This window comes from Pseudomonas delhiensis, from assembly GCF_900187975.1.
GTDB classification, from domain to species: Bacteria; Pseudomonadota; Gammaproteobacteria; order Pseudomonadales; family Pseudomonadaceae; genus Pseudomonas; species Pseudomonas delhiensis.
Map to the genome: position 1 here is coordinate 1 of NZ_FZPC01000045.1, position 25,848 is coordinate 25,848.

General features: G+C 68.4%; 18 protein-coding genes. 13 read left to right on the top strand and 5 right to left on the bottom strand.

Annotated elements, in window-relative coordinates:
• Window positions 1-388: 388 nt before the first annotated feature.
• The 3 genes from CHC02_RS27880 to CHC02_RS27890 all read right to left on the bottom strand — a co-directional run bounded on the left by CHC02_RS27880 (window position 389) and on the right by CHC02_RS27890 (window position 5,297).
• Complete coding sequence (locus CHC02_RS27880) at window positions 389-1,735, bottom strand: HlyD family type I secretion periplasmic adaptor subunit (RefSeq protein ID WP_089394628.1); 1,347 nt, start codon at window positions 1,733-1,735, stop codon at window positions 389-391.
• Between the two features lie 4 nt (window positions 1,736-1,739).
• The gene (locus CHC02_RS27885; RefSeq protein WP_089394629.1) at window positions 1,740-3,902 is read right to left on the bottom strand and encodes a type I secretion system permease/ATPase; all 2,163 of its coding nucleotides are present in this window, start codon (window positions 3,900-3,902) and stop codon (window positions 1,740-1,742) included.
• A 105-nt stretch (window positions 3,903-4,007) separates the two neighbouring features.
• Entirely contained in the window at window positions 4,008-5,297 is a 1,290-nt protein-coding gene (locus CHC02_RS27890; RefSeq protein ID WP_425262422.1) for a TolC family outer membrane protein, read from the bottom strand.
• 536 nt (window positions 5,298-5,833) lie between these two features.
• Here CHC02_RS27890 and CHC02_RS27895 point away from each other — a divergent pair.
• Both CHC02_RS27895 and CHC02_RS27900 read left to right on the top strand, forming a co-directional pair.
• Complete coding sequence (locus CHC02_RS27895) at window positions 5,834-12,199, top strand: retention module-containing protein (RefSeq protein ID WP_089394631.1); 6,366 nt, start codon at window positions 5,834-5,836, stop codon at window positions 12,197-12,199.
• Between the two features lie 168 nt (window positions 12,200-12,367).
• Window positions 12,368-13,552, top strand: a complete 1,185-nt coding sequence (locus CHC02_RS27900; protein ID WP_089394632.1) for a thiolase family protein — start codon at window positions 12,368-12,370, stop codon at window positions 13,550-13,552.
• Between the two features lie 472 nt (window positions 13,553-14,024).
• On the opposite strand, the gene CHC02_RS27905 is transcribed toward CHC02_RS27900, so the two are convergent.
• Window positions 14,025-14,234, bottom strand: coding sequence for a DUF6316 family protein (locus tag CHC02_RS27905; protein ID WP_009618794.1), 210 nt, complete (start codon window positions 14,232-14,234; stop codon window positions 14,025-14,027).
• Between the two features lie 234 nt (window positions 14,235-14,468).
• Here CHC02_RS27905 and CHC02_RS27910 point away from each other — a divergent pair, with 234 nt between their 5' ends.
• The 10 genes from CHC02_RS27910 (at window position 14,469) to CHC02_RS27955 (ending at window position 23,066) form a co-directional block, all read left to right on the top strand.
• The gene (locus tag CHC02_RS27910) at window positions 14,469-15,107 is read left to right on the top strand and encodes a peroxiredoxin (RefSeq protein WP_089394633.1); all 639 of its coding nucleotides are present in this window, start codon (window positions 14,469-14,471) and stop codon (window positions 15,105-15,107) included.
• A 179-nt stretch (window positions 15,108-15,286) separates the two neighbouring features.
• Entirely contained in the window at window positions 15,287-16,294 is a 1,008-nt protein-coding gene (locus tag CHC02_RS27915) for an aliphatic sulfonate ABC transporter substrate-binding protein (RefSeq protein ID WP_244161021.1), read from the top strand.
• Window positions 16,295-16,303: 9 nt separating this feature from the next.
• Entirely contained in the window at window positions 16,304-17,131 is an 828-nt protein-coding gene (locus CHC02_RS27920; protein WP_089394658.1) for an ABC transporter permease, read from the top strand.
• Window positions 17,128-17,877, top strand: coding sequence for an ABC transporter ATP-binding protein (locus CHC02_RS27925; RefSeq protein WP_089394634.1), 750 nt, complete (start codon window positions 17,128-17,130; stop codon window positions 17,875-17,877). The genes CHC02_RS27920 and CHC02_RS27925 overlap by 4 nt, the downstream gene beginning before the upstream one ends.
• 203 nt (window positions 17,878-18,080) lie before the next feature.
• A complete protein-coding gene (gene ssuE, locus CHC02_RS27930) occupies window positions 18,081-18,674 on the top strand; it encodes an NADPH-dependent FMN reductase (protein WP_089394635.1) in 594 nt (197 codons plus the stop codon).
• A gap of 168 nt (window positions 18,675-18,842) precedes the next feature.
• Window positions 18,843-19,808: a sulfonate ABC transporter substrate-binding protein gene (locus CHC02_RS27935; protein ID WP_089394636.1), complete on the top strand. Its 966-nt coding sequence runs from the start codon at window positions 18,843-18,845 to the stop codon at window positions 19,806-19,808.
• 155 nt (window positions 19,809-19,963) lie between these two features.
• Window positions 19,964-21,112, top strand: coding sequence for an FMNH2-dependent alkanesulfonate monooxygenase (ssuD, locus tag CHC02_RS27940; RefSeq protein ID WP_089394637.1), 1,149 nt, complete (start codon window positions 19,964-19,966; stop codon window positions 21,110-21,112).
• 95 nt (window positions 21,113-21,207) lie between these two features.
• Complete coding sequence (gene ssuC / locus CHC02_RS27945; RefSeq protein ID WP_089394638.1) at window positions 21,208-21,996, top strand: aliphatic sulfonate ABC transporter permease SsuC; 789 nt, start codon at window positions 21,208-21,210, stop codon at window positions 21,994-21,996.
• Window positions 21,993-22,802: an aliphatic sulfonates ABC transporter ATP-binding protein gene (gene ssuB / locus CHC02_RS27950; RefSeq protein WP_089394639.1), complete on the top strand. Its 810-nt coding sequence runs from the start codon at window positions 21,993-21,995 to the stop codon at window positions 22,800-22,802. The genes ssuC and ssuB overlap by 4 nt, the downstream gene beginning before the upstream one ends.
• Before the next feature lie 48 nt (window positions 22,803-22,850).
• Window positions 22,851-23,066 carry a TOBE domain-containing protein gene (locus CHC02_RS27955; RefSeq protein WP_089394640.1) on the top strand — a complete coding sequence of 72 codons (216 nt, stop codon included), beginning with the start codon at window positions 22,851-22,853 and terminating at the stop codon, window positions 23,064-23,066.
• Window positions 23,067-23,161: 95 nt separating this feature from the next.
• Here the strand turns inward: CHC02_RS27955 and CHC02_RS27960 are convergent, their stop codons facing one another.
• Window positions 23,162-23,962: a c-type cytochrome gene (locus CHC02_RS27960; protein WP_089394641.1), complete on the bottom strand. Its 801-nt coding sequence runs from the start codon at window positions 23,960-23,962 to the stop codon at window positions 23,162-23,164.
• Between the two features lie 674 nt (window positions 23,963-24,636).
• Here CHC02_RS27960 and CHC02_RS27965 point away from each other — a divergent pair.
• The gene (locus CHC02_RS27965) at window positions 24,637-25,842 is read left to right on the top strand and encodes an acetyl-CoA C-acetyltransferase (protein WP_089394642.1); all 1,206 of its coding nucleotides are present in this window, start codon (window positions 24,637-24,639) and stop codon (window positions 25,840-25,842) included.
• Window positions 25,843-25,848 lie beyond the last annotated feature (6 nt).

The window sequence follows — 25,848 nt, forward strand, 5'->3', positions numbered from 1 at the left end:
GATCAGGCGCACATGAGCGGATTTTCATCAGGGCTCGGGAGCGGATGTATCGCTCCATGAAGCCGGATATACGGCAGCAGTCGTACCCAAGTTCGAAAAAGCACGTCGGTCGCTGGCAAAACGGGAGGAGTCCATATACGAATAACCGTTCGCGGTTATCCGCCGTTGGCCGCGCCACCGGACGTCCGGGGTGGCCGGTGAATTCAATCGCGGACGGAGTCCGCTCCTACGACCGTGCTTCCTGGAACCGAGCGGACTTTGTCCGCGATTCGGCGGATAACGCCGTAGGCGTTATGCGCCCTACGAACTATCGCGAACGCGGGAACCCAGGGTTCGCGAGCAAGAACTAGGCGTCCCCCTCGATCCTACGAAGAGCAAAAGCACCCCCTCACCGCTCCCGCAACGCCTCCCAGCGCGCCTTCAGCACCGGCTTGAGCAGGTAGTCCAGCACGCTCTTCTCGCCGGTGATGATGTCCACCGTCGCCACCATCCCGGGGATGATCAGCAGCGGCTTGTTGTCCGGGCCCAGGTGGTTCTTGTCGGTGCGCACCTGGATCAGGTAGAAGGCGTTGCCCTTGTCGTCGGTGATGGTGTCGGCGCTGATCATCTCCAGCTTGGCTTTCAGGCCGCCATAGATGGTGTAGTCGTAGGCGCTGAACTTCACCGTGGCCGGCTGGCCGGGGTGGAGGAAGGCGACGTCCTGCGGGCGGATCTTCGCTTCCACCAGCAGGTTGTCCTCCAGCGGGACGATTTCCACCATGTCGCTGCCCGGCTGCACCACGCCGCCGATGGTGTTGATCTTCAGCTGCTTGACGATGCCGCGCACCGGCGACACCACGGTGGTGCGGCTGACCTTGTCGTCGATGGCGCGGCTGGTGGCGGTGAGCTTGTTCAGCTCGGTGCGGGCCTCGTTGAGGTCCTTCAGGGCGTCGGTGCGGAAGCCCTGGCGCGACTCGTCGATCTTCCGCGAGATTTCCTGCATGGCCGCCTCGGCGCGGGGGATGGCCAGGGTGGTGGCGTTCAGCTCGCCGTTGATCTCCACCACGCTGCGGCGCAGGCGCAGCAGTTCCACCGGGGAGATGGCGCCGCTCTTGACCAGCGGCGTCGACATGTTCAGCTCCTGCTGCACCAGGCCGAGGCTTGCGCGGTACTGCTGGGTCTTGGCGCGGAACTCCTGCAGCTCCTGGGTCTTCTGCCGCAGCTGTTCCTGGAGGATGCTCACCTCGCTGGCCTGGCGCGCCTGGCGGCTGTGGTAGAGCTGCAACTGGTCGTCGACCACCTGCGGCGCGGTCTGCTTCAGGGTGTCGGAGAAGGCCGGCTCGCGGCCCTCGGCCTCGGCGCTCAGGCGTTCCACCCGGGCTTCCAGGGCGTTGCGGTCGGCCTCGGTCTCGCCCTTGTTGGAGGCGAAGCGGGTGTCGTCCAGGCGCAGCAGGGTCTGGCCCTTGTCCACCACCTGGCCTTCGTGGACGAAGATTTCCGAGACGATGCCGCCCTCCAGGTTCTGGATGGTCTGCACCTTGCTGGAGGGGATCGCCTTGCCTTCGCCCTTGGTGACTTCCTCCAGGTGCGCGTAGTGCGCCCAGGCCAGCGCGCAGACCAGCAGCGCGAGCACCGCCCAGAGGGTGATGCGCGCGGCCAGCGGCGAGTCCTCCAGCACCGTGCCCTGGACCTCGGGCATGAACTCGGTGTCGCTGCGTGCGCCCAGGTAGCCCGGCGCCGGTTGCATGCTGCTCATGGCTTCACCCCGCTGCCGGGCCGACGTGGCCCTTGCGCAATGCTTCGATCACCGCGTCCTTCGGCCCGTCGGCGACGATGCGCCCGGCGTCGAGGACGATCAGCCGGTCCACCAGCGCGAGCATCGAGGTGCGGTGGGTGACCAGCAGCAGCGTCTTGTCCGCGCAGCACGCCTGCAGGCGCCGGCGCAGGGCTTCCTCGCTGCTGTTGTCCATGGCGCTGGTGGGTTCGTCCAGCACCAGGATCGGCGGGTCCAGCAGCAGCGCGCGGGCCATCAGCACGGCCTGGCGCTGGCCGCCGGAGAGCAGCTGGCCGCGCTCGCCCACCGGGCGGTCGAAGCCGGCCGGGTGCTGCCGGGCCAGTTCGCTGACGCCGGTCAGCTCGGCCACCTCCAGCATGCGCGCGTCGCTGACGTAGCGGGCGCCGAGGGTCAGGTTGTCGCGCAGGCTGCCGGCCAGCAGCGGCAGGTCGTGGGCCACGTAGCCCACCTGCTGGCGCAGGTCGGCCACGTCGATCTGCCGCAGGTCCAGGCCGTCGAGCAGGATCTGCCCCTGGTCCGGCTGGTAGAAGCCCAGCAGCAGGCGCGCCAGGGTGCTCTTGCCCGAGCCGCTGCGGCCGATCAGCCCGACCTTCTCGCCGGCGGCCAGGCGCAGGCCGATCTGGCTCAGCGCCGGGGCGTTCTGCTCGGGGTAGCGGAATTCCACCTGGCGCATCTCCAGCGCGCCGTGCAGCTGGGTGCGCTCCAGCGGGCGCTGGCTGGCCTGGCGTTCCTGGGGCAGGGCCATGAGCGCGTCGGTGCTCTTCATGGTCAGGCGCGCCTGCTGGTGGCGGGTGATCAGCCCGGCGATCTGCCCCAGCGGCGCCAGCACCCGGCTGTTGAGCATGTAGCAGGCGACCAGGGCGCCGACGCTGAGCTGGCCGTCGAGGATGGCGTAGACGCCGCAGACGATCAGGGCCATGCCGGCGAACTGCTGGACGAACAGGGTGCCGTTGGTGGCCAGGGTGGCGAGGAAGCGGGCGTGGTTGTCAAGGCGGGTGAGGGCGCCGTGGGTGGCTTCCCAGCGGTACTGCCGCTCGCTCTCGGCGCCGCACGCCTTGAGCGTCTCCAGGCCGCCGAGGGTCTCGATCAGCAGGGCCTGGCGCTCGGCGCCGAGGGTCAGGCTCTTCTGCACGGTGTCGCGCAGGCGCACCTGGATCAGGTAGGCGAAGCCGATGGTCAGCGGGAAGGCCAGCAGCGGCACCGCCACCAGGCTGCCGCCGAGCAGGCCGATGACCAGGATCATCAGCAGCGAGAAGGGCAGGTCGATCAGGCTGGTGAGGGTCAGCGCGGTGAGGAATTCGCGCAGGCCCTGGAAGTCGTGGATGCTCTGGGCGAAGCCGCCGACCGTGGCCGGGCGGTACTTCATGGCCATGCCGGTGATGCGCTCGAAGAGGGTGGCCGAGAGCACCACGTCGGTCTTCTTCCCGGCCATGTCCAGCAGGTGCGCGCGCAGCACCCGCAGCAGCAGTTCGAAGAGGGTGCCCAGCAGCAGCCCGCTGGCCAGCACCCAGAGGGTGGAGACGGCCTGGTTGGGCACCACGCGGTCGTAGGTCTGCATGACGAACAGCGGCACCAGCATGCTCAGCAGGTTGATCAGCAGGCTGGCCACCAGGGCGTCGGTGTACAGCCAGCGCGACAGCCTGAGGGTGTCGCGGAACCAGGCCTCCACCCGCGGCACCAGCGGCTGGCGCGCCGCCTCCAGTTCGTGGCGCGGGCGGGCGAACAGGGCCAGGCCGCTGTATTGCGCGGCCAGTTCCTCGGTGCTGACCCACTGCTCGCCGCCCTCGGTCTCGCAGGGCAGGATCAGCGCCTGGCCGTCCGCGCCCCACTGGCGCAGCACCGCGCTGCGCCCGCCGTCGAGCAGCAGCAGGACCGGCAGGTTCAGCGCCGGTATGGCCTTCAGCTCGCGGCGCAGCAGGCGCCCCTGCAGGCCGGCGCGGGCCGCGGCGCGGGGCAGCAGCTCGGCGTTCAGGCGCTGCTGCGGCAGCGGCAGGCCGGCGCTCAGGCTGGTGCGGCTGACCGGGCAGCCGTGCAGGCGGCAGAGGATCAGCAGGCCGTCGAGCAGGGGGTCGTCGTGGCTCAGCCGGGGATCGTCCGCGGCGGGGCTGCCGCGCTCCTGGATGATCATGGTCACGCTACTTCTCCCGGGCTTCTTCGAGCCCCGTGCGGGCCGCCGCGCCCCGCAAACGCCGCCGGCCGGCGGGGCCGGCGTCGGGCGGGGGCGGGCAGGGCCTCATTTCATGTCGGGCAGGCGTGTTTCGGTCTTCACGTCGGACAGCGCCACGCCCTCGTGGGGCGGTACCACGTTCTGCGAGCGCAGCAGGGCGCCCATGGCGGCCAGCACCCGGTAGCGCGAGTACTCCTCGGTGTAGCGCACCTGGGTGTAGCGGCGGTTGGCGGTGAAGAGTTCGTTCTCGCTGTCCAGCAGGTCGAGCAGCGTGCGCTGGCCCAGGGTGAACTGCTGCTGGTAGGCCTCGCGGACCTTGCGGGTGTAGTCGGCGTACTCGCGCGCCGGTCCGGTCTGCTTGGTGGCGTTCTCCATCGCGTCCCAGGCCAGCGAGAGGTTCTCGTTGAGCAGGCGCAGGGCGTTGTCGCGGACGTCCTTGGCCTCGTCGATCTGGTGCGAGGTGGCGCCGAGGCGGTTCTTGTCGCGCATGCCGTTGAACAGGTTGTAGCGCATCACCACCTGGGCTTCCCAGTCGTTGTAGTGGCCCACTTCGCCGTCGACGTTGTTGTTCGCCGCCTTCGACAGTTCCAGGTCGAAGCGCGGGTAGAAGGGCGCCTTGGCCGCCTCGTACTGCTTCTCGGCGGCGTTGACGTCGGACTGGGCCGACTTGAGCAGCGGGTTGTTGCTCAGCACTTCCTGGCGCGCCTGGTTGATGCTGGCGGGCACCAGGGCCTTGACGGTGGAGGGCGTCTCCAGCTCGTCCGGCTGCTTGCCCACGGCGCTGTAGAAGTTGGCCTCGGCGTCGCGCAGGTCGACTTCCTCGGTGTAGAGGTTGTTCTGCGCCAGGGCCAGGCGCGCGGTGGCCTGGTCGTTGTCGGCGGTGCTGCCGACGCCCTGCTGGCTGCGCATGCGGATCTGGTCGCCGATGCGCTGGTGGGCCTGCAGGTTGTTGCGCGCCAGGGTCACCATCTCGCGGTGCTGCAGCACGCTGAGGTAGACCTCGACGGTGCGCAACGCGGCGTTCTCCGAAGTGCCCAGGACGCGGAACGCCTTGGAATTGACGTTGGCCTCGTTGCGCGCCACCTCGTTGGGCGTGCCGAAGCCGTCGAACAGCATCTGCTGCAGGCGGATCTCGGCGTCGCCGCGGTTGAGCGTTTCCTTGTTGTGGTTGCCTTCCTGACGGGTAGAGGGGCTATCGACGCCTTCGCGGCCGTAACCCAGCAGCAGATCGACGGTGGGCAGGTAGCCGCCGCGGGCGATCTTCAGTTCCTGGTCTGCGGTCAGCCGGCTGTTCATGCTCTGGCTGATCTCCGGGTGATATTGCAGGGTGCTCTGTATGGCTTGGGTCAGGCTCATCGCGTGGGCTTGAGCGCAGGTGGCCGCCAGAAATACACCGCTCCATAGCGTCGCGTTACGACTGCGCATGGCGTTCTCCTGGTGTTCTCGACTTCGATGCTCTTTCAGTTCGCCAAAAACTTGGCTTTTTTTTGATATCAAGCGTTTCACGCCTGTAACATCAGAGCTAAGAACAACTTTTCGAGAAGCTCAGAAGAATTTTTCACATCCCATATTCAGAAAAAGTCTTATGCCACCTGTGAAAACCGGCACATTGTAAAACTCGCAAACCCTGATTTTTCTTGGCTATGGGGACGAATAGGGCTTGCAGATACAGCCATGTACGTTTCAGGCGGCTAGGGCGGGGCGTTCCGCGAAGTGTCGAAGCAAGCGTGGTCAAAAAAATGGCGGATTCATCCGCTGGCTTTTTGATGCCAAAGCGCCTCCAGGCTTCAGCTTCCCTCTACGCATCACTGCGCGCCATCGACGGCATGGCCAACTCGGAGGTCTTGGGTGCCGCCGGAGGCGGCGCCGGGCGGTGAGCGGAGGATGCAGTCATGGCCAGCTTGGTAGGTATCGTCAGCAAGGCGGTGGGCGAGGTCTTCGCCGTGGCCGCGGATGGTTCGCGTCGCATCCTGCACCAGGGCGACAAGCTGTTCGTCGGCGAACAACTGGTGACCGGGCACGAAGGTGCCGTGGCCGTGGCGATCGCCGGTGGCGGCGAGCTCACCCTGGGGCGCGACAGTTCGATGCCGATGAGCAGCCAACTGGTCGCCGCCGCCCACCACCAGTACGCGGACAGCGCGCCGGCGCAGGCCCCGGCCACGCCCAGCCAGCAGGACCTCACCGACGTCAAGGCGCTGCAGGCGGCCATCGCCGCCGGGCAGGACCCGAGCCAGGTCGCCGAGGCCACCGCGGCCGGTCCGTCGTTCTCCGCCGGCGGCAACGCCAAGGCCGGCGGCGGGCACTCCTTCGTGCTGCTGACCGAGACCGGCGGCCGCGTCGATCCGGACATCGGCTTCCCCACCGGGCCTCTGGCCAGCGGCCCGCTGTTCCCGCGGCCGTTCGACGGCGTGCCCAGCCCCGAGCAGGCCCAGGCGGCGCCCCCGCCGGAACCGCCGGCACCACCGGAGCCGCCGGCGCCCCCCGTCGATGGCGTGCCGAGCGCGGGCAATGCCGCCACCGTGGTGGATGAGGATGGCCTGCCCGGCGGCATCCAGGGCAACGACGACCTGCCCGGCGTGGGCGCCAGCGCTTCCGGCAGCCTGGGCTACAGCTTCGGCCCCGATGGCCCCGGGAGCTTCGCCTGGGGCACCACCGGCCTGCCGGCGCTGACCTCCGGCGGCGTGGCCCTGAGCTACAGCGTGAGCCCCGACGGCCACGTGCTGACCGCCTCGGCCAATGGCCAGACGGTCTTCACCCTGACCCTCACCAGCCTCGCCAACGGCACCTACGAACTGGTCCTGCAGCAGCCGCTGGACCACCCGCAGCACGGCGTCGAGGACGACATCGCCCTCAGCGTCCCCTACACCCTGACCGACGGCAACGGCACGCCCGCCAGCGGCAGCCTGGCCATCCTCGTCAACGACGACAGCCCCACCGCCGGCCTGGCCCTGGACGGCGAGGCGCCGAGCCTGTTCAGCCATGACGAGGGCACCCGCGGCGGCGCCTCCGAGAGCGTCTCGGCGGACTTCGCCAGCGCCTTCCAGGCCACCCTGGCCTATGGCGCCGACGGCGCCGGCAGCGTGGCCTGGCACTACAGCCTGAACGTCACCAGCCAGGGCGAGGCCTCGGGGCTCAGCAGCGGCGGCCAGGGCATCCACCTCTACCTGATCGGCGGCGTGGTGGTGGGCTCCACGGCCGCCAGCGCCGGCGCGGTGAGCAGCGCCAACAGCGTCTTCACCCTGGCGGTGGACGCCGCCAGCGGCAAGGTCACCCTGACCCAGTACGCCGTCATCGACCACGCCCTGCCGGGCGACACCGGCGGCTTCGACAGCCAGCACGTCTCCCTCGGCAACGACCTGGTGCAGCTGCAGGGCAGCGTCACCATCACCGACCGCGACGGCGACCCGGCCAGCGCCAGCCAGAACCTGGACCTGGGCGGCCGGATCGGCTTCGCCGACGACGGGCCGAGCATCGGCATCGGCGCCAGCACCGCGCAGCTCGGCAGCCTGGTGACCCAGGACGCCGACACCCTCGGCAGCAACTTCGACACCGCCACCACCAGCTTCGCCGCGGCCTTCGCCATCACCTCGCAGAACGCCGGCGCCGACGGCCCGGCCACGGTGGGCTGGAGCTATGCGCTGAAACTGGACGTGGCCGAGGGCAGCCAGTCGGGCCTGAACAGCGCCGGGCAGAAGATTTATCTGTACGAGCAGAACGGCCAGATCATCGGCAGCACTGCCAGCAGTGAAGGTGGTGTGAACGCCAGCAACACCATTTTCAGTCTCAAAGTGGATGGCAGCGGCAACGTCACCCTGACGCAATACGCCGAGATCGATCACGCACTGCCCGGCGCCACCGGCAACTATGCTGCGCAGCAGGCTTTCCTCGGCACTGGCCTGGTGAGCCTGGACGCTACCGCGACCATCACCGACTACGACGGTGACAAGGCCAGCTCCACGGCGTCCCTGGACCTGGGCAACAAGGTGGCCTTCGACGACGACGGCCCCTCCATCTGTATCGACCTGAGCGGTAAAGCTCCGGTGCTGCTGCATACACAGGACGCGGACACTATCGGCAGCAACTTCGACACTGCGACCACCAGCTTCGCCGCCGCCTTCGCCATCACCTCGCAAAGCGCCGGCGCCGATACCCCGGCTTCGGTGAGCTGGAGCTACGCGCTGAAGCTGGATGTAGCCGAGGGCACTCAGTCAGGCCTGAACAGCACCGGACAGAAGATTTATCTGTACGAGCAGAATGGCCAGATCATCGGCAGTACCGCCAGCAGTGAAGGCGGGGTAAACGCCAGCAACACCATTTTCAGTCTCAAAGTGGACGGCAGCGGCAACGTAACCCTCACGCAGTTCGCCGAGATCGATCACGCACTGCCCGGCGCCACCGGCAACTATGCCGCGCAGCAGGCTTTCCTCGGCACCGGCCTGGTGAGCCTGGACGCTACCGCCACCATCACCGACTACGACGGCGACAAGGCCTCGTCCAGCGCCAGCATCGACCTGGGCAACAAGGTCGCCTTCGACGACGACGGCCCCTCCATCTGCATCGACCCCAGCGGCAGCAAGCCCGTCGTGCTGCTGACCCACGACGCGGACACCATCGGCTCCAACTTCGACACCGCGACCACCAGCTTCGCCGCCGCCTTCGCCATCACCTCGCAAAGCGCCGGCGCCGACACCCCGGCCTCGGTGAGCTGGAGCTACGCGTTGAAACTGGACGTGGCCGAAGGTAGCCAGTCGGGCCTGAACAGCGCCGGGCAGAAGATCTACCTGTACGAGCAGAATGGCCAGATCATCGGCAGCACCGCCAGCAGCGAAGGCGGGGTGAACGCCAGCAACACCGTCTTCAGCCTGAAGGTCGACGGCAGCGGCCAGGTCACCCTGACGCAGTACGCCGAGATCGACCATCCGCTGCCGGGCGCCACCGGCAACTACGCGACCCAGCAGGTCCCGCTGGCCACCGGGCTGGTGAGCCTGCAGGCCACCGCCAGCATCACCGACTACGATGGCGACAAGGCCAGCTCCACGGCCTCCCTCGACCTGGGCAACAAGGTGGCCTTCGCCGACGACGGTCCGTCCATCTGCGTCGGCCTGGGTGGCCAGGCGGTGGCGGTGCAGACCCAGGATGCCGACACCATTGGCGCGAACTTCGACACCGCCAGCGGCGACTTCACCGGCGCCTTCGTCATCACCTCGCAGAGTGCCGGCGCCGACGCCCCGGCCTCCGCGGTGAGCTGGAGCTACAGCCTCAAGCTGCTGGCCGGGCAGGGCGCCGACAGCGGGCTGAGCAGCGGCAACGCGACCATCCACCTGTACGACGTCGGCGGCAAGATCGTCGGCAGCACCGCCACCAGCCTGCAGGGCGTGACCGTGGCCAACACCGTGTTCGACCTGCGCCTGGACGGCAACGGCGGCAAGGTGATCCTCACCCAGTACTCGGCCATCCAGCACGACGGGCCGGGGGCTTCCGGCAACTACGACAGCCAGGTGGCCTGGCTGAAGACCGGTCTGGTCGGCCTGGAAGGCACCGCCAGCATCACCGACTACGACGGCGACAAGGCCAGCAGCAGCCAGACCCTCGACCTGGGCAACAGGATCGGCTTCGCCGACGACGGCCCCACCGCGGTGGACGACCGTCCGCCGTGCCTGCTGGTGCAGCCGCCGCCGGCGGTCAACCTGACGCTGGTGCTCGACGTCTCCGGCAGCATGCAGGGCAGCAAGCTGGCGCAGGCCAAGGCCGCGCTGATCAACATGCTGCACGAGTACGCGTCCATGGGCCTGCTGGTCCAGGTCTCGCTGATCAGCTTCGCCTCCTCGGCCAGCGCCGCCACCCACTACAGCTTCGACGACGCCGGCGACAGCGGCTACACCAGCCTGGTGAACGCCATCAACGGCCTGCAGGCCGGCGGCAACACCAACTACCAGGCCGCCCTGGAGCGCGCCCAGACCAGCATCAGCGCCGACCTGAACGCGCCGGGGGCCGACCCCTCGGCCATCAACCGGGTGTACTTCATCTCCGATGGGCAGCCCACCACGGGTAGCACCAACACCGCGCTGGACAACTGGCAGAACTTCCTCGCCGCGCACAACGGCACCAGCAACAACGTCGAGGCCTTCGCCGTCGGCGTCGGCACCTCCATCACCGACCAGGACCTGGTGCGGGTGGACAGCCATGGCACGCCGGTCATCGTCACCGACCCCGGCGACCTCGGCGCCACTCTGGTCAACCTCAGCCACCTCGACGCGGTCAGCGGCAACCTGCTGGCCAACGACCTGCCGGCCAGCGCCGACGGCACCGTGCGCATCACCCAGGTGAGCATCGGCGGCGAGACCTTCGCGGTGGACGCCAACGGCAACCTCACCAACCTCGACCCCAATGCCAGCCACGCCACCGGCAGCTACAACGCCAGCAGCGGCCTGCTGACCATCAGCACCGACAGCGGCACCCTGACGCTGTACCTGAAGGACGGCGGCGGCCACCACATGGGCGACTACACCTATGCGGTCAAGGCCGGGGTGAGCTTCCCGGAAAGCGGGCAGATCAGCGAGTCGTTCCAGTACACCATCGTCGATGGCGACGGCGACACCGCCACGGCCAACCTCGACATCTGCCTGAAATACGGCGCGCCCATCCTGGTGGTGGGCAGCAACGCCAGCGACGTCGACGGCTCCACCACCGCCCACACCGTGCCCAGCCCGCTCGGGCCGGACCACGGCACCATCGCCGGCAGCTTCGGCAACGACGTGCTGATCGGCGACGTGGGCGGGGTGAGCACCACCACGGTGCCGGGCAAGAACTACAACATCGCGCTGATCATCGATACCTCCGGCAGCATGGCCGATGCCTCGGGGACCGCCGGGCTCAGCCGCATGGCCCTGGCCAAGGCGGCGCTGATCAATCTGCTGAACCAGATCAAGGGGCACGACGGCACCATCAACCTGGCCCTGGTGTCCTTCGCCGACGGCTCGACCCTGACCCAGGTGCACGGCCTTAACAGCACCAACGTCGCCACCCTGATCAGCGCCATCAACAGCCTCGGCGCCGTGGGCGGGACCAACTACGAGGCGGCGCTGAAGTCCACCGTCGACTGGTTCAACGCCACCGTGGCCGGGGGCGCCAACGCCGCCCACGACTACATCAACCTGGCGTTCTTCCTCACCGATGGCAACCCGACCACCTACATCGGCGACAACAGCAACAGCGGCAACGTCACCAACTACCACGACATCAAGGACGCGCTGGACGTCGCCAACAGCATGCTCAACGGCGGCGGCGTGCTCAGCGGCGGCGACCATGTGTCGGTGAACGCCATCGGCATCGGCGACGGCATCAACAGCGGCATCCTGCAGTTCTTCGACAACACCAGCACCACGGGCACCGCCACCCTGCATTTCACCGGCAACACCCCGGACCTCACCGCCAACGTCGGCCAGCCGCAGGTCATCAATACCGCCGAACAGCTGCAGACCGCGTTGCAGGAAGGCTTCACCAACAGCTCGCCGCAGGCGGTGGGCCACGACCACCTGGTGGGCGGCGACGGCAACGACATTCTCTTCGGCGACGTGATCAACACCGACGCCCTGAGCTGGACCGGGCATGCCGCCGGCACCCACAACGGCGCCGGCTACCAGGGCCTGGTGGACTACCTGAGCGCCGCCAACGGCGGCGCCGCGCCGTCCCAGAGCCAACTGACCAACTACATCGTCGCCCACGCCTACGAGCTCAACGTCGCCGGCGATACCCGCGGCGGCAACGACACCCTCGAAGGCGGCAAGGGCGACGACCTGCTGTTCGGCCAGGGCGGCAACGACACCCTGCTCGGCGGCGACGGCAACGACATCCTGTTCGGCGGCATGGGCGACGACAGCCTCACCGGCGGCGCCGGCGCCGACCAGTTCGTCTGGCAGAAGGGCGAGACCGGGCATGACGTGATCAAGGACTTCAACATCGGCGAGGGCGACTCGCTGAACCTGGCCGACCTGCTGCAGGGCGAGCACGCCACCGTCGATTCGCTGGCGCAGTACCTGACCTTCTCGGTCAACGCCACCACCGCGACCACCACCATCTCGGTGAACCCCACGGGCGCGACGGGGGGTGCGACCACCCAGACCATCGACCTGGTCAACGTCGACCTGGTGGCGAAGTACGCCGGCCACAGCGGCGGCGCCATCGTCTCCAGCGGCGACACCCACACGGTGCTCAATGGCCTGCTGACCGACCACGCGGTGAAGGTGGACACCGTCTGACCGCGCCGCAAGGGCGCCCGCGACCGCCGCCCCAGGGCGGCGGTCGCGTATCCGCTGGGGGATGGCGGCGCATATCCGCGATGAATGATCGTCGCGCCCCGGCATTCGCTCGCCCTATGCTTGGCCGACTGCACCTCCCCAATCGAACAACAAGCAACGAGGTTTCCCATGCGTGAAGTGGTGATCGTCGACAGCGTCCGTACCGGCCTGGCCAAGTCCTTCCGCGGCAAGTTCAACATGACCCGGCCCGACGACATGGTGGCCCACTGCATCGACGCGCTGCTGGCGCGCAACGGGCTGGACCCGCTGCTGGTGGACGACTGCGTGGTCGGCGCCGGCTCCAACGAGGGCGCCCAGGGCCACAACATCGGCCGCAACGCCGCGGTGCTGTCGAAGCTCGGCATCCACGTCGCCGGCATGACCCTCAACCGCTACTGCTCCTCGGGCCTGCAGGCCATCGCCATCGCCGCCAACCAGGTGGCCTCCGGCTGCAGCGACATCCTGGTGGCCGGCGGTGTCGAGTCCATCACCCTGACGGCCAAGTCGCGCAACACCGACCACTTCGTCAACCCGCGCCTGGAAGCGGAATTCCCGGGGATCTACTACCCCATGGGGCAGACCGCCGAGATCGTCGCCCGCCGCTACAACGTCACCCGCGAGGAACAGGACCTCTACGCCCTGCAGAGCCAGCAGCGCACCGCCCGCGCCCAGGCCGAGGGCCTGTTCGACGACGAAATCGTGCCGATGAACGTGCGCTACGCCGTGGAAGACAAGGCCACCGGCGAGAAGAAGGTGGTCGAAGGCGTGGTCGACCGCGACGACTGCAACCGCCCGGACACCACCCTCGAAGGCCTGAACTCCCTGAAGCCGGTGTTCGCCGAGGACGGCTCGGTGACCGCCGGCAACGCCTCGCAGCTTTCCGACGGCGCCTCCATGACCCTGGTGATGAGCCTGGACAAGGCGCTGGAGCTGGGCCTCAAGCCCAGGGCCTTCTTCCGCGGCTTCACCGTGGCCGGCTGCGAGCCGGACGAGATGGGCATCGGCCCGGTGTTCTCGGTGCCGAAACTGCTCAAGGCCCGCGGCCTGCAGATCGACGACATCGACCTCTGGGAACTCAACGAAGCCTTCGCCTCGCAGTGCCTGTACGCACGCAACCGCCTGGGCATCGACAACGAGAAGTACAACGTCAACGGCGGCTCCATCTCCATCGGCCACCCCTTCGGCATGACCGGCTCGCGCCAGGTCGGCCACCTGGTGCGCGAACTGCAGCGGCGCAACCTGCGCTACGGCATCGTGACCATGTGCGTGGGCGGCGGCATGGGCGCCACCGGCCTGTTCGAAGCGGTCCGCTGAGCCTGGCGGCCGTCCCCACGCAGGAGGGCCGATAGCGAAGCCCCGGCAGCGATGCCGGGGCTTTTTTCGTTGCGGGCTTTTCGTAGGAGCGAGGGGGGGCGCCTAGCTCTTGCTCGCGAATGGTGTTCTGCCGGCCAGGTTCGGCGTGCGTCCTGAAGAACGCCCTCTCCCTAACCCTCTCCCTGAAGGGAGAGGGGACCGTTCGGTGTGCTCGGGTGTTTCGGCGTTAGCCGGCTGCCGCGAAGTTTCCGACTGACGCCAAATCTTCTCTCGGCACGGACAAGCCCCCTCTCCCTTCAGGGAGAGGGCTGGGGAGAGGGAAGGGAGGTCAGCCGATGCACCAATACACCTGGGAAACTCCGTTCGCGAGCAAACTCGCTCCTACGAAAAGAACCTGCCCCCGGAAGACACCCAAAGAAAAACCCCGGCACCTGGCCGGGGTTCATGATTCGCCTAAAAAACCGAACAACACCTACTGCGCCACCCGCGCATACAACCCGGCGGCCTGCTGCATTCGGCTGATGTACTGCATCACCTCGCGTTCCGCATCGAAGCGGGTGAAGAACGGCCCTTCCAGCGTGCCCTCGCGGGTCGAGAAGAAATACTGGCCATTGACCGCGCTGATCCGGTCGCTGCGATAGTGGGTGCCCGGCTCGCCGTCAGTCACTCTTTTACCGAACATGAAGACACCTCCCACACCTGCGGGTTAATGATTTCAGTGTAGCCAGGCCCTGCGGCGGCGTGGCGCAGGCGACGAATGGACGGCGGCGGGGGCCCTGGCGGCTATGCTCAATGGCCAGCGGCACGAGGCTGGTCGGCTATATATCTGTTTGGTTATAAGAAAATCAAAATATATTCTTTTTAATGAATTCCGGCCTTGTGCATAGTGAACCCACACGAACCAGGAGCCCAACCCATGAGTCTGCGTCTCGGCGACATCGCCCCCGACTTCGAACAGGAATCCAGCGAAGGCCGCATCCGTTTCCACGAGTGGCTTGGCGACAGCTGGGGCATTCTCTTCTCCCACCCGGCGGACTTCACCCCGGTGTGCACCACCGAGCTGGGCCTGACCGCCAGGCTCAAGGACGACTTCGCCAAGCGCGGCGTCAAGGTCATCGCGCTGTCGGTGGACCCGGTGGAGTCCCACGTGAAGTGGATCGACGACATCAACGAGACGCAGAACACCGTGGTCAACTTCCCCATCATCGCCGACGCCGACCGCAAGGTCTCCGAACTGTACGACCTGATCCACCCGAACGCCAACGACACCCTGACCGTGCGTTCGCTGTTCGTCATCGACCCGAACAAGAAGGTGCGCCTGACCATCACCTACCCGGCCAGCACCGGGCGCAACTTCAACGAAATCCTGCGGGTGGTGGACTCTCTGCAACTGACCGACAACCACAAGGTCGCGACGCCGGGCAACTGGCAGGACGGCGACGAGGTGGTCATCGTGCCCTCGCTGAAGGACGAGGACGAAATCCGCCAGCGCTTCCCCAAAGGCTACCGCGCGGTCAAGCCGTACCTGCGCCTGACGCCGCAGCCCAACCGCTGATTTTCCCGCGGCTGCCCCGCGCGGCCGCACCTGTTCCAAACCACGAGTAGGGTATTCGGCCGGTTCGCCGGCCGCCTTTTTTTCTGTTCCCGCCCGGCCCCGCGCCGCGCTTTCTTTCCGCTCTGACTTGCCCGCCACACGGGGAGAAGACGTCAGCCACGCCGCCAAGGAGATCGACCATGGGTCCGTCCACCTGGCGCCGCAGCCTGACCGCCGCTCTCCTGGCGTGTCTGCCGCTCGGTGCCTTCACTTCCGCCGCTCACGCCGAAACCCCGAAGGAAGTCCGCCTGGACTACGCCTACTACGCGCCCACCAGCCTGGTGCTCAAGCACTTCGGCTGGCTGGAGCAGGCGCTCAAGCCCGAGGGCACCGAGGTGCGCTGGGTGTTCAGCCAGGGCAGCAACCGCTCGCTGGAATACCTCAACGCCGGCAGCACCGACTTCGCCTCCACCGCGGGGCTGGCCGCGGTACTCAGCCGCGCCAACGGCAGCCCGCTGAAGACCGTGTACATCGCCTCGCGCCCGGAATGGACCGCGCTGGTGGTGCCCAAGGACTCGCAGCTCAAGTCCCTGGCCGACCTCAAGGGGCGCAAGGTGGCCGCCACAAAGGGCACCGATCCCTACCTGTTCCTGCTGCGCAGCCTGCAGAGCGCCGGCCTGGGCAAGGGCGACGTGGAGATCGTCCACCTGCAGCACCCCGACGGCCGTACCGCGCTGGAACGCGGCCAGGTGGACGCCTGGGCCGGGCTCGACCCGCACATGGCGGCCAGCGAGCTGCAGGCCGGCTCGCGCCTGCTGTACCGCAACGTCGACTTCAACAGCTATGGCGTGCTCAGTGTCACCGAGCGCTTCGCCCGCGAGCAGCCGCAACTGATCAAGCAGGTCATCGGCGCCTACGAGCGGGCCCGCCACTGGGCCATCGAGCACCCGGAGGAGACCGCCAGGCTGCTGGCCGAAGAGGCCAGGCTGCCGCTGGAGGTCGCCAGGCTGCAGCTCTCGCGCACCGACTTCAGCCAGCCGCTGCCCGGCGCCGAGCAGGTCGCCGCGCTCAAGGCCGCCGCGCCCATCCTGGTGGACGAGCAACTGGTACGCCCCGGCACCGACGTGGCCAGGGTGGTGGACCAACTGATCGATCCGCAACTGGCCGGCGAGGTCATCGGCAAGCAACCGCTGGCCAGGGCGCAGTGAATCATGGGCGTGCCCAGCCAGCCCCTCGACCTTGGCCGTAGCCGCCGCCTGGTGCTGTCGTTGCGGCCGCGCCCGCTGCGCTGGCGGGCCTGGGTGCTGCCGCTGCTGCTGTGCGCCGCGCTGGAGATCGCTGTGCGCGCCGGCTGGCTGGCGGAAAACCAGATGCCGGCGCCCAGCAGCGTCGCCCTGACCCTCTGGCAACTGGCCCACGGCGAGCTGTGGCAGCACATCGGCGCCAGCCTCGCGCGGGTGGCCGGCGGCTTCGCCATCGGTTCCTTCGCGGCCCTGGTGATCGGCACCTGGGTCGGCCTCAGCCGCCGCGCCGAGGCCTACCTGGAGCCGGGCTTCCAGGCCCTGCGGGCCATCCCCAGCCTGGCCTGGGTGCCCTTGCTGCTGCTCTGGCTGGGCATCGACGAGACGCCCAAGGTGGTGCTGATCGCCCTCGGCGCCTTCTTCCCGGTGTACCTGGCGCTGGTCGCCGGGGTGCGCGGGGTGGACCGCAAGTGGGTGGAGCTGGGCCGGCTGTACCACCTGTCCAGCTTCACCCTGGCACGGCGCATCCTCTTGCCGGCGGCGCTGCCGAGCCTGTTCACCGGGCTGCGCGGCGCCCTCAGCCTGAGCTGGATGTTCCTCGTCGCCGCCGAGCTGATCGCCGCCACCCGCGGCCTGGGCTACCTGCTCAGCGACGGCCGCGAGACCTCGCGGCCGGACATCGTCATCGCCGCCATCCTGGTGCTGGCCGTGCTCGGCAAGCTCAGCGACGGCCTGCTCAAGGCCGTGGAGCGGCGCGCCCTGGCCTGGCGCGACAGCTTCGAAGGCCTGGAGGAGAGGGCATGAGCGCGCTGCTGGAACTGAACAACATCCGCAAGAGCTTCAACGGCCTGCGCGTGCTCGACGACGTCAGCCTGGCGCTGGCGCCGGGGGAAGTGGTCAGCCTGCTGGGCCCCAGCGGCTGCGGCAAGAGCACCCTGCTGCGCATCGCCGCCGGCCTGGACGCCGACTTCGCCGGGCAGCTGCAGCGCAACCCGCTGCTGGGCTTCGGCCCGGACGGCGAGAGCGGCCGCGGCGGCGGCATCGGCGTGGTGTTCCAGGAGCCGCGCCTGCTGCCCTGGCTGACGGTGGCGCAGAACGTCGGTTTCGCCGACGGCTGGCTGGCCGACGATGCGCGTATAGCCAGGCTGCTGCGCGACGTCGGCCTGGAAGGCAAGGGCGGCCTGCTGCCCAGGCAGCTCTCCGGCGGCATGGCCCAGCGCGCGGCCATCGCCCGCGGGCTCTACGGCCGGCCCCAGGTGCTGCTGCTGGACGAGCCCTTCAGCGCGGTGGACGCCTTCACCCGCCTGCGCCTGCAGGACCTGATCCAGGACCTGGCGCTGGAATACGACATCAGCATCCTGCTGGTCACCCACGACCTCGACGAAGCCTTCTACCTGGGCGACCGCGTGCTGCTCCTGGGCGGCACCCCGAGCCGCCTGCGCCGCGAGTTCCCAGTCCCCCTGCAACGCCCCCGCGACCGCCGCGCGGTGGAGCTGGCGTACCTGCGGGGGGAGGCACTGACCGAGTTGCAGCATTCCCACGTGATCTAGGGCGGCAGGCTACAGGCTGCAGGCCAAAGCAGGAGCGGGCACCGCCTGCAGCCTGCAGCCTGCAGCCTGCAGCTTGTAGCCTTAAGCTATAAGCAAATGAATAAATAACATTTATTGGAATATCAAAACCCCTGTTAAGGTCTATGCACGTTGGTTAGCGAGCCGGCTTAAAATCGGCTCTTTCAGTTATAAGGAAGCGTGCAATGTATGTGGTCACCCTCGCCGGCAGTCCCAGCCAGCGTTCCCGTTCCGCGGTCCTGCTGGACGTTGCCCGGCAGTGGCTGCACGAGCGTGGGGTGGAGGTGCGTTCCTACCAGGTGCGCGACTTCGCCGCCGAGGACCTGCTGCATGCCCGCTTCGACAGCCCCCAGGTGCTGGAGCTGCTGGAGCAGGTGGCGCGGGCCGACGGCCTGGTGATCGCCACCCCGGTGTACAAGGCCTCCATCGCCGGCGCCCTCAAGGTGCTGCTGGACCTGCTGCCCGAGCGCGCCCTGAGCCACAAGGTGGTGCTGCCCCTGGCCACCGGCGGCAGCAGCGCCCACATGCTCGCCGTGGACTACGCGCTCAAGCCGGTGCTGGCGGCGCTGAAGGCCCAGGAGATGCTGCACGGCGTGTTCGCCGAGGATTCGCAGATCGCCTACGCCACGGCCGATGCGCCGGCGCAGCTGGAACCGGCCCTGGAGCGGCGCCTGCTGGAGTCCCTGGAACAGTTCCACGGCGCCCTGGCGCGGCGGCCCCGGCCGATCGATCCGAACCTGCTCAACGAGCGGCTGCTGAAGGCGCGCTGGAGTATTTGAGAGAGGCGGCTGCAGGCTGCAAGCGGCAAGCTGCAAGAAAAAGCGTGGAGCGCTACCGAGCCTCGAATAGGCAGGTGCGTGACTGCCAGACGACAAGAAACCAGGTCCTCAGTATCCCGCCAACGGGAGCGCAGGTCCGGCGAGCACACGACGACGAAGGAGCAAGCAATGCGCAACCTCACTTTGCGTGGTGGACTGGCGGCCCTGCTGATCGCGGCCCTGGCCCACGGCGCCCAAGCCGAAGAACGACCCGGTACCCTGCGTATCGGCTACCAGAAGTACGGCACCCTGGTGCTGCTCAAGGCCCGCGGCACGCTGGAGAAGCGCCTGGCCGAGCAGGGCATCAAGGTGCAATGGACCGAGTTCCCCGGCGGCCCGCAGCTGCTGGAAGGGCTGAACGTCGGCAGCATCGACTTCGGCGTGACCGGCGAGACGCCGCCGGTGTTCGCCCAGGCCGCCGGCGCCGACCTGGTGTACGTGGCCAGCGAGCCGCCGGCGCCCACCAGCGAGGCGATCCTGCTGCCCAAGGATTCCCCCATCAAGTCCGTGGCCGAGCTCAAGGGCAGGAAGGTCGCCCTGAACAAGGGTTCCAACGTGCACTACCTGCTGGTGCGCGCCCTGGAAGAGAACGGCCTGAAATACAGCGACATCCAGCCGGTGTACCTGCCCCCGGCCGACGCCCGCGCCGCCTTCGAGCGTGGCGCCGTCGACGCCTGGGTGATCTGGGACCCGTACCAGGCCGCCGCCGAGAAGCAGCTGCACGCCCGCACCCTGGTCGACGCCCGCGGCCTGGCCGACAACCACCAGTTCTACCTGGCCACCCGCACCTACGCCAAGGAACACCCGCAGGTGCTGACCACCCTGGTGGAAGAAGTGCGCTCGGTGGGCGAGTGGTCGCAGCACAACCCCGAGCAGGTCACCGAACAGGTCGCCCCGCTGCTCGGCCTGCCCGCCGACATCACCCTCACCGCGGTCAAGCGCCAGGGCTACGGCGCGCAGTTCATCACCCCGGAAGTGACGGCCAAGCAGCAGAAGATCGCCGACGCCTTCACCCAGCTGAAGCTGATTCCCAAGGCCCTGAGCATCAAGGACGTGGTCTGGACGCCGCCGGCCAAGGTAGCCACCAGCAACTGAACCTGTAGGAGCGAGCTTGCTCGCGAACGGATTTCCCTGCCGCTCTGAAGCTGGGCGGGTTCGCGAGCAAGCTCGCTCCTACAAAAAACTGCGAACGTTAAACAAATCATCGCGCGGCTACGCCACGCCGGCGCGCTCACTCTGGAGTTATAGCGATGAGCCTCAACATCTTCTGGTTCCTTCCCACCCACGGCGACGGCCATTACCTTGGCACCGCCGAGGGCGCCCGCGCGGTCGACCACGGCTACCTGCAGCAGGTGGCCCAGGCCGCCGACCGCCTCGGTTTCGGCGGGGTGCTGATCCCCACCGGGCGTTCCTGCGAGGATTCCTGGCTGGTCGCCGCCTCGCTGATCCCGGTGACCCAGCGCCTGAAGTTCCTGGTCGCGCTGCGCCCGGGGATCATCTCGCCGACCGTGGCCGCGCGCCAGGCCGCGACCCTCGACCGCCTGTCCGGCGGCCGCGCGCTGTTCAACCTGGTCACCGGCGGCGACCCGGACGAGCTGGCCGGCGACGGCCTGCACCTGAACCACGAGGAGCGCTACGAAGCTTCCGTCGAATTCACCCGCATCTGGCGCCGCGTGCTGGAAGGCGAGACCGTGGACTACCCCGGCAAGCACATCCAGGTGCAGGGCGCCAAGCTGCTCTACCCGCCGATCCAGCAGCCGCGCCCGCCGCTGTACTTCGGCGGCTCCTCGGAAGCCGCCCAGGATCTGGCCGCCGAACAGGTCGAGCTGTACCTGACCTGGGGCGAGCCGCCGGCCGCGGTGGCCGAGAAGATCGCCCAGGTCCGCGAGAAGGCCGCCAAGCACGGCCGCAGCGTGCGCTTCGGCATCCGCCTGCACGTGATCGTGCGTGAAACCAACGAGGAAGCCTGGAAGGCCGCCGACCGCCTGATCAGCCACCTCGACCAGGACACCATCGACCGCGCCCAGGCCTCGCTGGCCCGCTTCGACTCGGTGGGCCAGCAGCGCATGGCCGCCCTGCACGGCGGCAGCAAGGACAACCTGGAAGTCTCGCCGAACCTCTGGGCCGGCGTCGGCCTGGTGCGCGGCGGCGCCGGCACCGCGCTGGTCGGCGACGGCCCGACCGTGGCCGCGCGGGTGCAGGAATACGCCGACCTCGGCATCGACACCTTCATCTTCTCCGGCTACCCGCACCTGGAAGAGTCCTACCGCGTCGCCGAACTGCTGTTCCCGCACCTGCAGCTGGCCCGCCCGCAGCAGCCCGAAGCCCGCGGCTACGTCAGCCCCTTCGGCGAGATGGTGGCCAACGACATCCTGCCCAAGCAGGCCGCGCAGAGCTGAAGAATGGGGTAGGGCGAATGAAGCGGAACGCTTCATCCGCCGACGGCGGATAACGCTGGCGCGTTATTCGCCCTACGACGAAACGGAGTAGTGAAATGAGTGTGTCCAATCGATTGGCCCAGCGCCTGGCGCCCTGGGCCCTGCCGGTGGCCCTGGTGCTGGTCTGGCAGGTGGCGGTGGAGGGGGGCTTCCTTTCCAGCCGCATCCTGCCGGCGCCCAGCGCGGTGGTGGAAGCCGGCTACCAACTGGTGAAGAGCGGCGAGCTCTGGCAGCACCTGGCGATCAGCACCTGGCGCGCCGCCATCGGCTTCGTCATCGGTGGCTCCATCGGCCTGGCCCTGGGCCTGGTCACCGGCCTGTCGAAGTGGGGCGAACGCTTCCTCGACAGCTCGGTGCAGATGATCCGCAACGTGCCGCACCTGGCGCTGATCCCGCTGGTGATCCTGTGGTTCGGCATCGACGAGTCGGCGAAGATCTTCCTGGTCGCCCTCGGCACCCTGTTCCCCATCTACCTGAACACCTACCACGGCATCCGCAACATCGACCCGGGGCTGCTGGAGATGGCGCGCAGCTACGGCCTGTCCGGCTTCGCCCTGTTCCGCCAGGTGATCCTGCCCGGCGCGCTGCCGTCGATCCTGGTGGGCGTGCGCTTCGCCCTGGGCTTCATGTGGCTGACGCTGATCGTCGCCGAGACCATCTCCGCCAGCTCCGGCATCGGCTACCTGGCGATGAACGCCCGGGAGTTCCTGCAGACCGACGTGGTGGTCCTGGCGATCCTGCTGTACGCCGTGCTGGGCAAGCTCGCCGACCTCGCCGCCCGTGGCCTGGAACGCGTCTGGCTGCGCTGGCACCCGGCCTACCAGGCCAAGGGAGGTGCGGCATGAATGCGCTCAGCACGCCGCAGAACCTCAAGCAGGGCATCCCGCTGGCGCTGGACGGCGTGGTCAAGCGCTTCGGCGAGCGCGAGGTGCTCAAGGGCATCGACCTGCGCATCCCCGCCGGCCAGTTCGTCGCCATCGTCGGCCGCAGCGGCTGCGGCAAGAGCACCTTGTTGCGCCTGCTGGCCGGCCTCGACGCCCCCAGCGACGGCCAGCTGCTGGCCGGCTCCGCGCCCCTGGAGGAGGCCCGCGACGGCACCCGCCTGATGTTCCAGGACTCGCGCCTGCTGCCGTGGAAGCGGGTGATCGACAACGTCGGCCTGGGCCTTTCCGGCGACTGGCGCAAGCAGGCCCTGGAAGCCCTGGAAGCGGTGGGCCTGGCCGACCGCGCCCGGGAATGGCCGGCCAGCCTGTCCGGCGGCCAGAAGCAGCGCGTGGCCTTGGCCCGCGCGCTGATCCACCGGCCGCGCCTGCTGCTGCTGGACGAGCCGCTGGGCGCGCTGGACGCGCTCACCCGCATCGAGATGCAGCGGCTGATCGAGAACCTCTGGCAGCGCCATGGCTTCACCGTGCTGCTGGTCACCCACGACGTCAGCGAGGCGGTGGCCGTCGCCGACCGGGTGATCCTCATCGAGGAGGGCGAGATCGGCCTGGACCTCACGGTCGACCTGCCGCGCCCGCGCTCCCGCGGCTCGGCGCGCCTGGCCGCGCTGGAAGCCGAGGTGCTCGACCGCGTGCTGGCGCTGCCGCCGCTGCCGCCCGAACCGGAACCCGTGTCCCCACTGCCCACGCAACTGCGCTGGGCGCTCTGATCCACCGTTCATCCGTGCACTACCGACATTCCCCATAGGAGAAACGCCATGACCATCAAAGCCATCAACGTCCGCAACCAGTTCAAGGGCACCGTGAAGGAAATCATCGAAGGCCCGGTGCTCTCGGAAATCGACGTGCAGACCGCCGCCGGCATCGTCACCTCGGTGATCACCACCCGCTCGGTGAAGGAGCTGGAGCTGGCCGTGGGCAGCGAAGTGATCGCCTTCGTGAAGTCCACCGAGGTGTCCATCGCCAAGCTGTGAGGCGGGGGAGGGCGGCGTTTGCGCTGCCTTGGGTGCGAAAGAAAAAAGAAGGCGGACGCCCCCTGGGGACGTCCGCCTTTTTTTGTCCGGGGGCCTTACATCAGCGCCTGGCGCAGCGCCGCCATGTGCGCGAGGTAGTCGATCAGCTGGTCCAGCTCGGTGTCGTCGAGGGTTTCCGGGGCGAAGCCGGGCATCTTCGCCTGGGGCCAGCGGCGCAGGCTCTGCGGGTCGCGGATGTAGGCGTGGAGGAAGTCCTTGGCGAAGTACTCGGTGGGGCTGTGGGGCTGGTTCAGGTCCGGGCCGAACTGGGCGTCGCCGGCACCGTTCAGGCGGTGGCAGGCCAGGCAGTGCTTCTGGAACAGGGCGAAGCCGGCCTGCACGTCGGCGCTGGCGTCCTTGGCCGGGAGCAGGGCCGGGAAGCGGATTTCCACCGAGTCCAGCACGCGCAGGGTGCTGACCTGGAAGGGCCACTGCTCCGGGCCGATGGCCGAGGCCTGCGGGTCGCTCCAGACCAGGTAGAAGGGCCCGGCCGAGGGCTTGCCCTGGCCCAGCGGCGGCCAGGGTTTCTTCTCTTCCTCGATGGCCAGCCAGGCCCGCGCGCCTTCCTTCTGCAGCAGCGGCGCGGCCGGCAGTTCGGCGGCGAAGCCGTCCAGCGCCACGGCCTGCACGTGGGCGCGGCCGTCCACGCCCTCCAGCAGCGCCGCCAGCGGCACCGCGCGGTAGTGCATGGTGCGCTTGTAGGCCACGTCGTCCTTGATCTCGATGCTGCGCGCCTGGGCGTTGGACAGTAGTTGCGCGCTGCTCAGCGTGCGCGTGCCGCCGGGCAGCTCCAGGGTCAGTTCGGCGGCGAACACGGTGGGGCAGAGCAGGATCAGCAGCGGCAGGATGAAGCGCATGGGCGGGCTCCAGCGATGGGCTGCGCAAACATAGCAGAGGATGCCGACGAACGGCACTGCCACCTGTGCTGCGAGGGCCGCGGCCCCTCGGGCGACGCCGGCTTCGCAGCAGCAGGCGGACGGTTGGCTAGCCGACCAGGCGACTGAGGTTGGGGATGATGAGCACCACTGCGGTAACGAAGACGATCAGGCTGGCCTGCCGCCATTTCTTCGGTTGTTGATCCATCATGATGTTCTTCCGCCTTTCTTGTTGTTGGCCCGCCCCCGCGCGCTCGTTACGGCCCGGCGCGGGTGGCTGCGACCTTGGCTTTGCATACCGGCCGCCCCGGCAAGACCCGGCAGCGACGTCCCATAGGTACTGCGAAATTTCAGTCTAAGCCCCGGCTGGCGCGGGCTTAGACGATCTGGCAGCAAATCCTATGGTTCCAGGCATATTCCATCTATATGACAACGCGGTGACGGCTCTGGCCTGCGGCCCGACCGCCCATCCGACCGCCCGTCGGGGCGCTGCCCAGAGCGGTGCGCCAGGCGACCGCCGGTCGCCTGGGCTGAGCGCGGGGGTCAATCCGCCTGAGCGATCCGGTCATTGCCGGCCGTCGCCACGCGGTTAAGGTAGGCCGACACGCTGCCTGCGTGACCTCCACGCCAAGAGAGCACTCCCAAGAGAGAACGCCATGACCGAAGCATTGATTTACGACGCGGTGCGCACGCCCCGCGGCAAGGGCAAGAAGGACGGCGCGCTGTACAGCGTCAAGCCGGTCAACCTGATGGCCGGCCTGCTGCGCGCGGTGCAGCGGCGCAACCAGCTGGACACCGCCCAGGTCGACGACATCGTCCTGGGCTGCGTGACGCCGGTGGGCGACCAGGGCGCCGACATCGCCAAGACCGCCGCGCTGGTGGCCGACTGGGACGAGCAGGTGGCCGGCGTGCAGATCAACCGCTTCTGCGCCTCGGGCCTGGAGGCCGTGAACCTGGGCGCCATGAAGGTGCGCTCGGGCTTCGAGGACCTGGTGTTGGTAGGCGGCGTGGAGTCCATGTCGCGCGTACCCATGGGCTCCGACGGCGGCGCCTGGGCGCTGGACCCGCAAACCAACCTGCACGCCAGCTTCGTGCCCCAGGGCATCGGCGCCGACCTGATCGCCACCCTGGAAGGCTTCAGCCGCGCCGACGTCGACGCCTTCGCCCTGCGTTCCCAGCAGAAGGCCGCCAAGGCCCGCGCCGAGGGGCTGTTCGCGAAATCCCTGGTGCCGGTCACCGACCAGAACGGTATCGTCCTGCTCGACCACGACGAATTCATCCGCGCCGACTCCACCCTGGAAGGCCTCGGCGCGCTCAAGCCGAGCTTCGAGATGATGGGCCAGATGGGCTTCGACGCCACCGCCCTGCGCAAGTACAGCTACGTCGAGCGCATCGAGCACGTGCACACCCCGGGCAACAGCTCGGGCATCGTCGACGGCGCCGCCGCCATGCTCATCGGCTCCGAGGCCAAGGGCCGCGAGCTGGGCCTGAAGGCCCGCGCGCGGATCGTCGCCACCGCGGTCACCAGCACCGACCCGACCATCATGCTCACCGGCCCGGCGCCGGCCACCCGCAAGGCCCTGGCCAAGGCCGGCCTGCGCGTCGACGACATCGACCTGTTCGAGGTCAACGAGGCCTTCGCCTCGGTGGTCATGAAGTTCATGAAGGACATGGGCGTGCCCGAGGGCAAGGTCAACGTCAACGGCGGCGCCATCGCCATGGGCCACCCCCTGGGCGCCACCGGCTGCATGATCCTCGGCACCCTGCTCGACGAACTGGAGCGGCGCAACCTGCGCTACGGCCTGGCCACCCTCTGCGTGGGCGGCGGCATGGGTATCGCGACGATTATCGAAAGGGTTTGAGGCCGG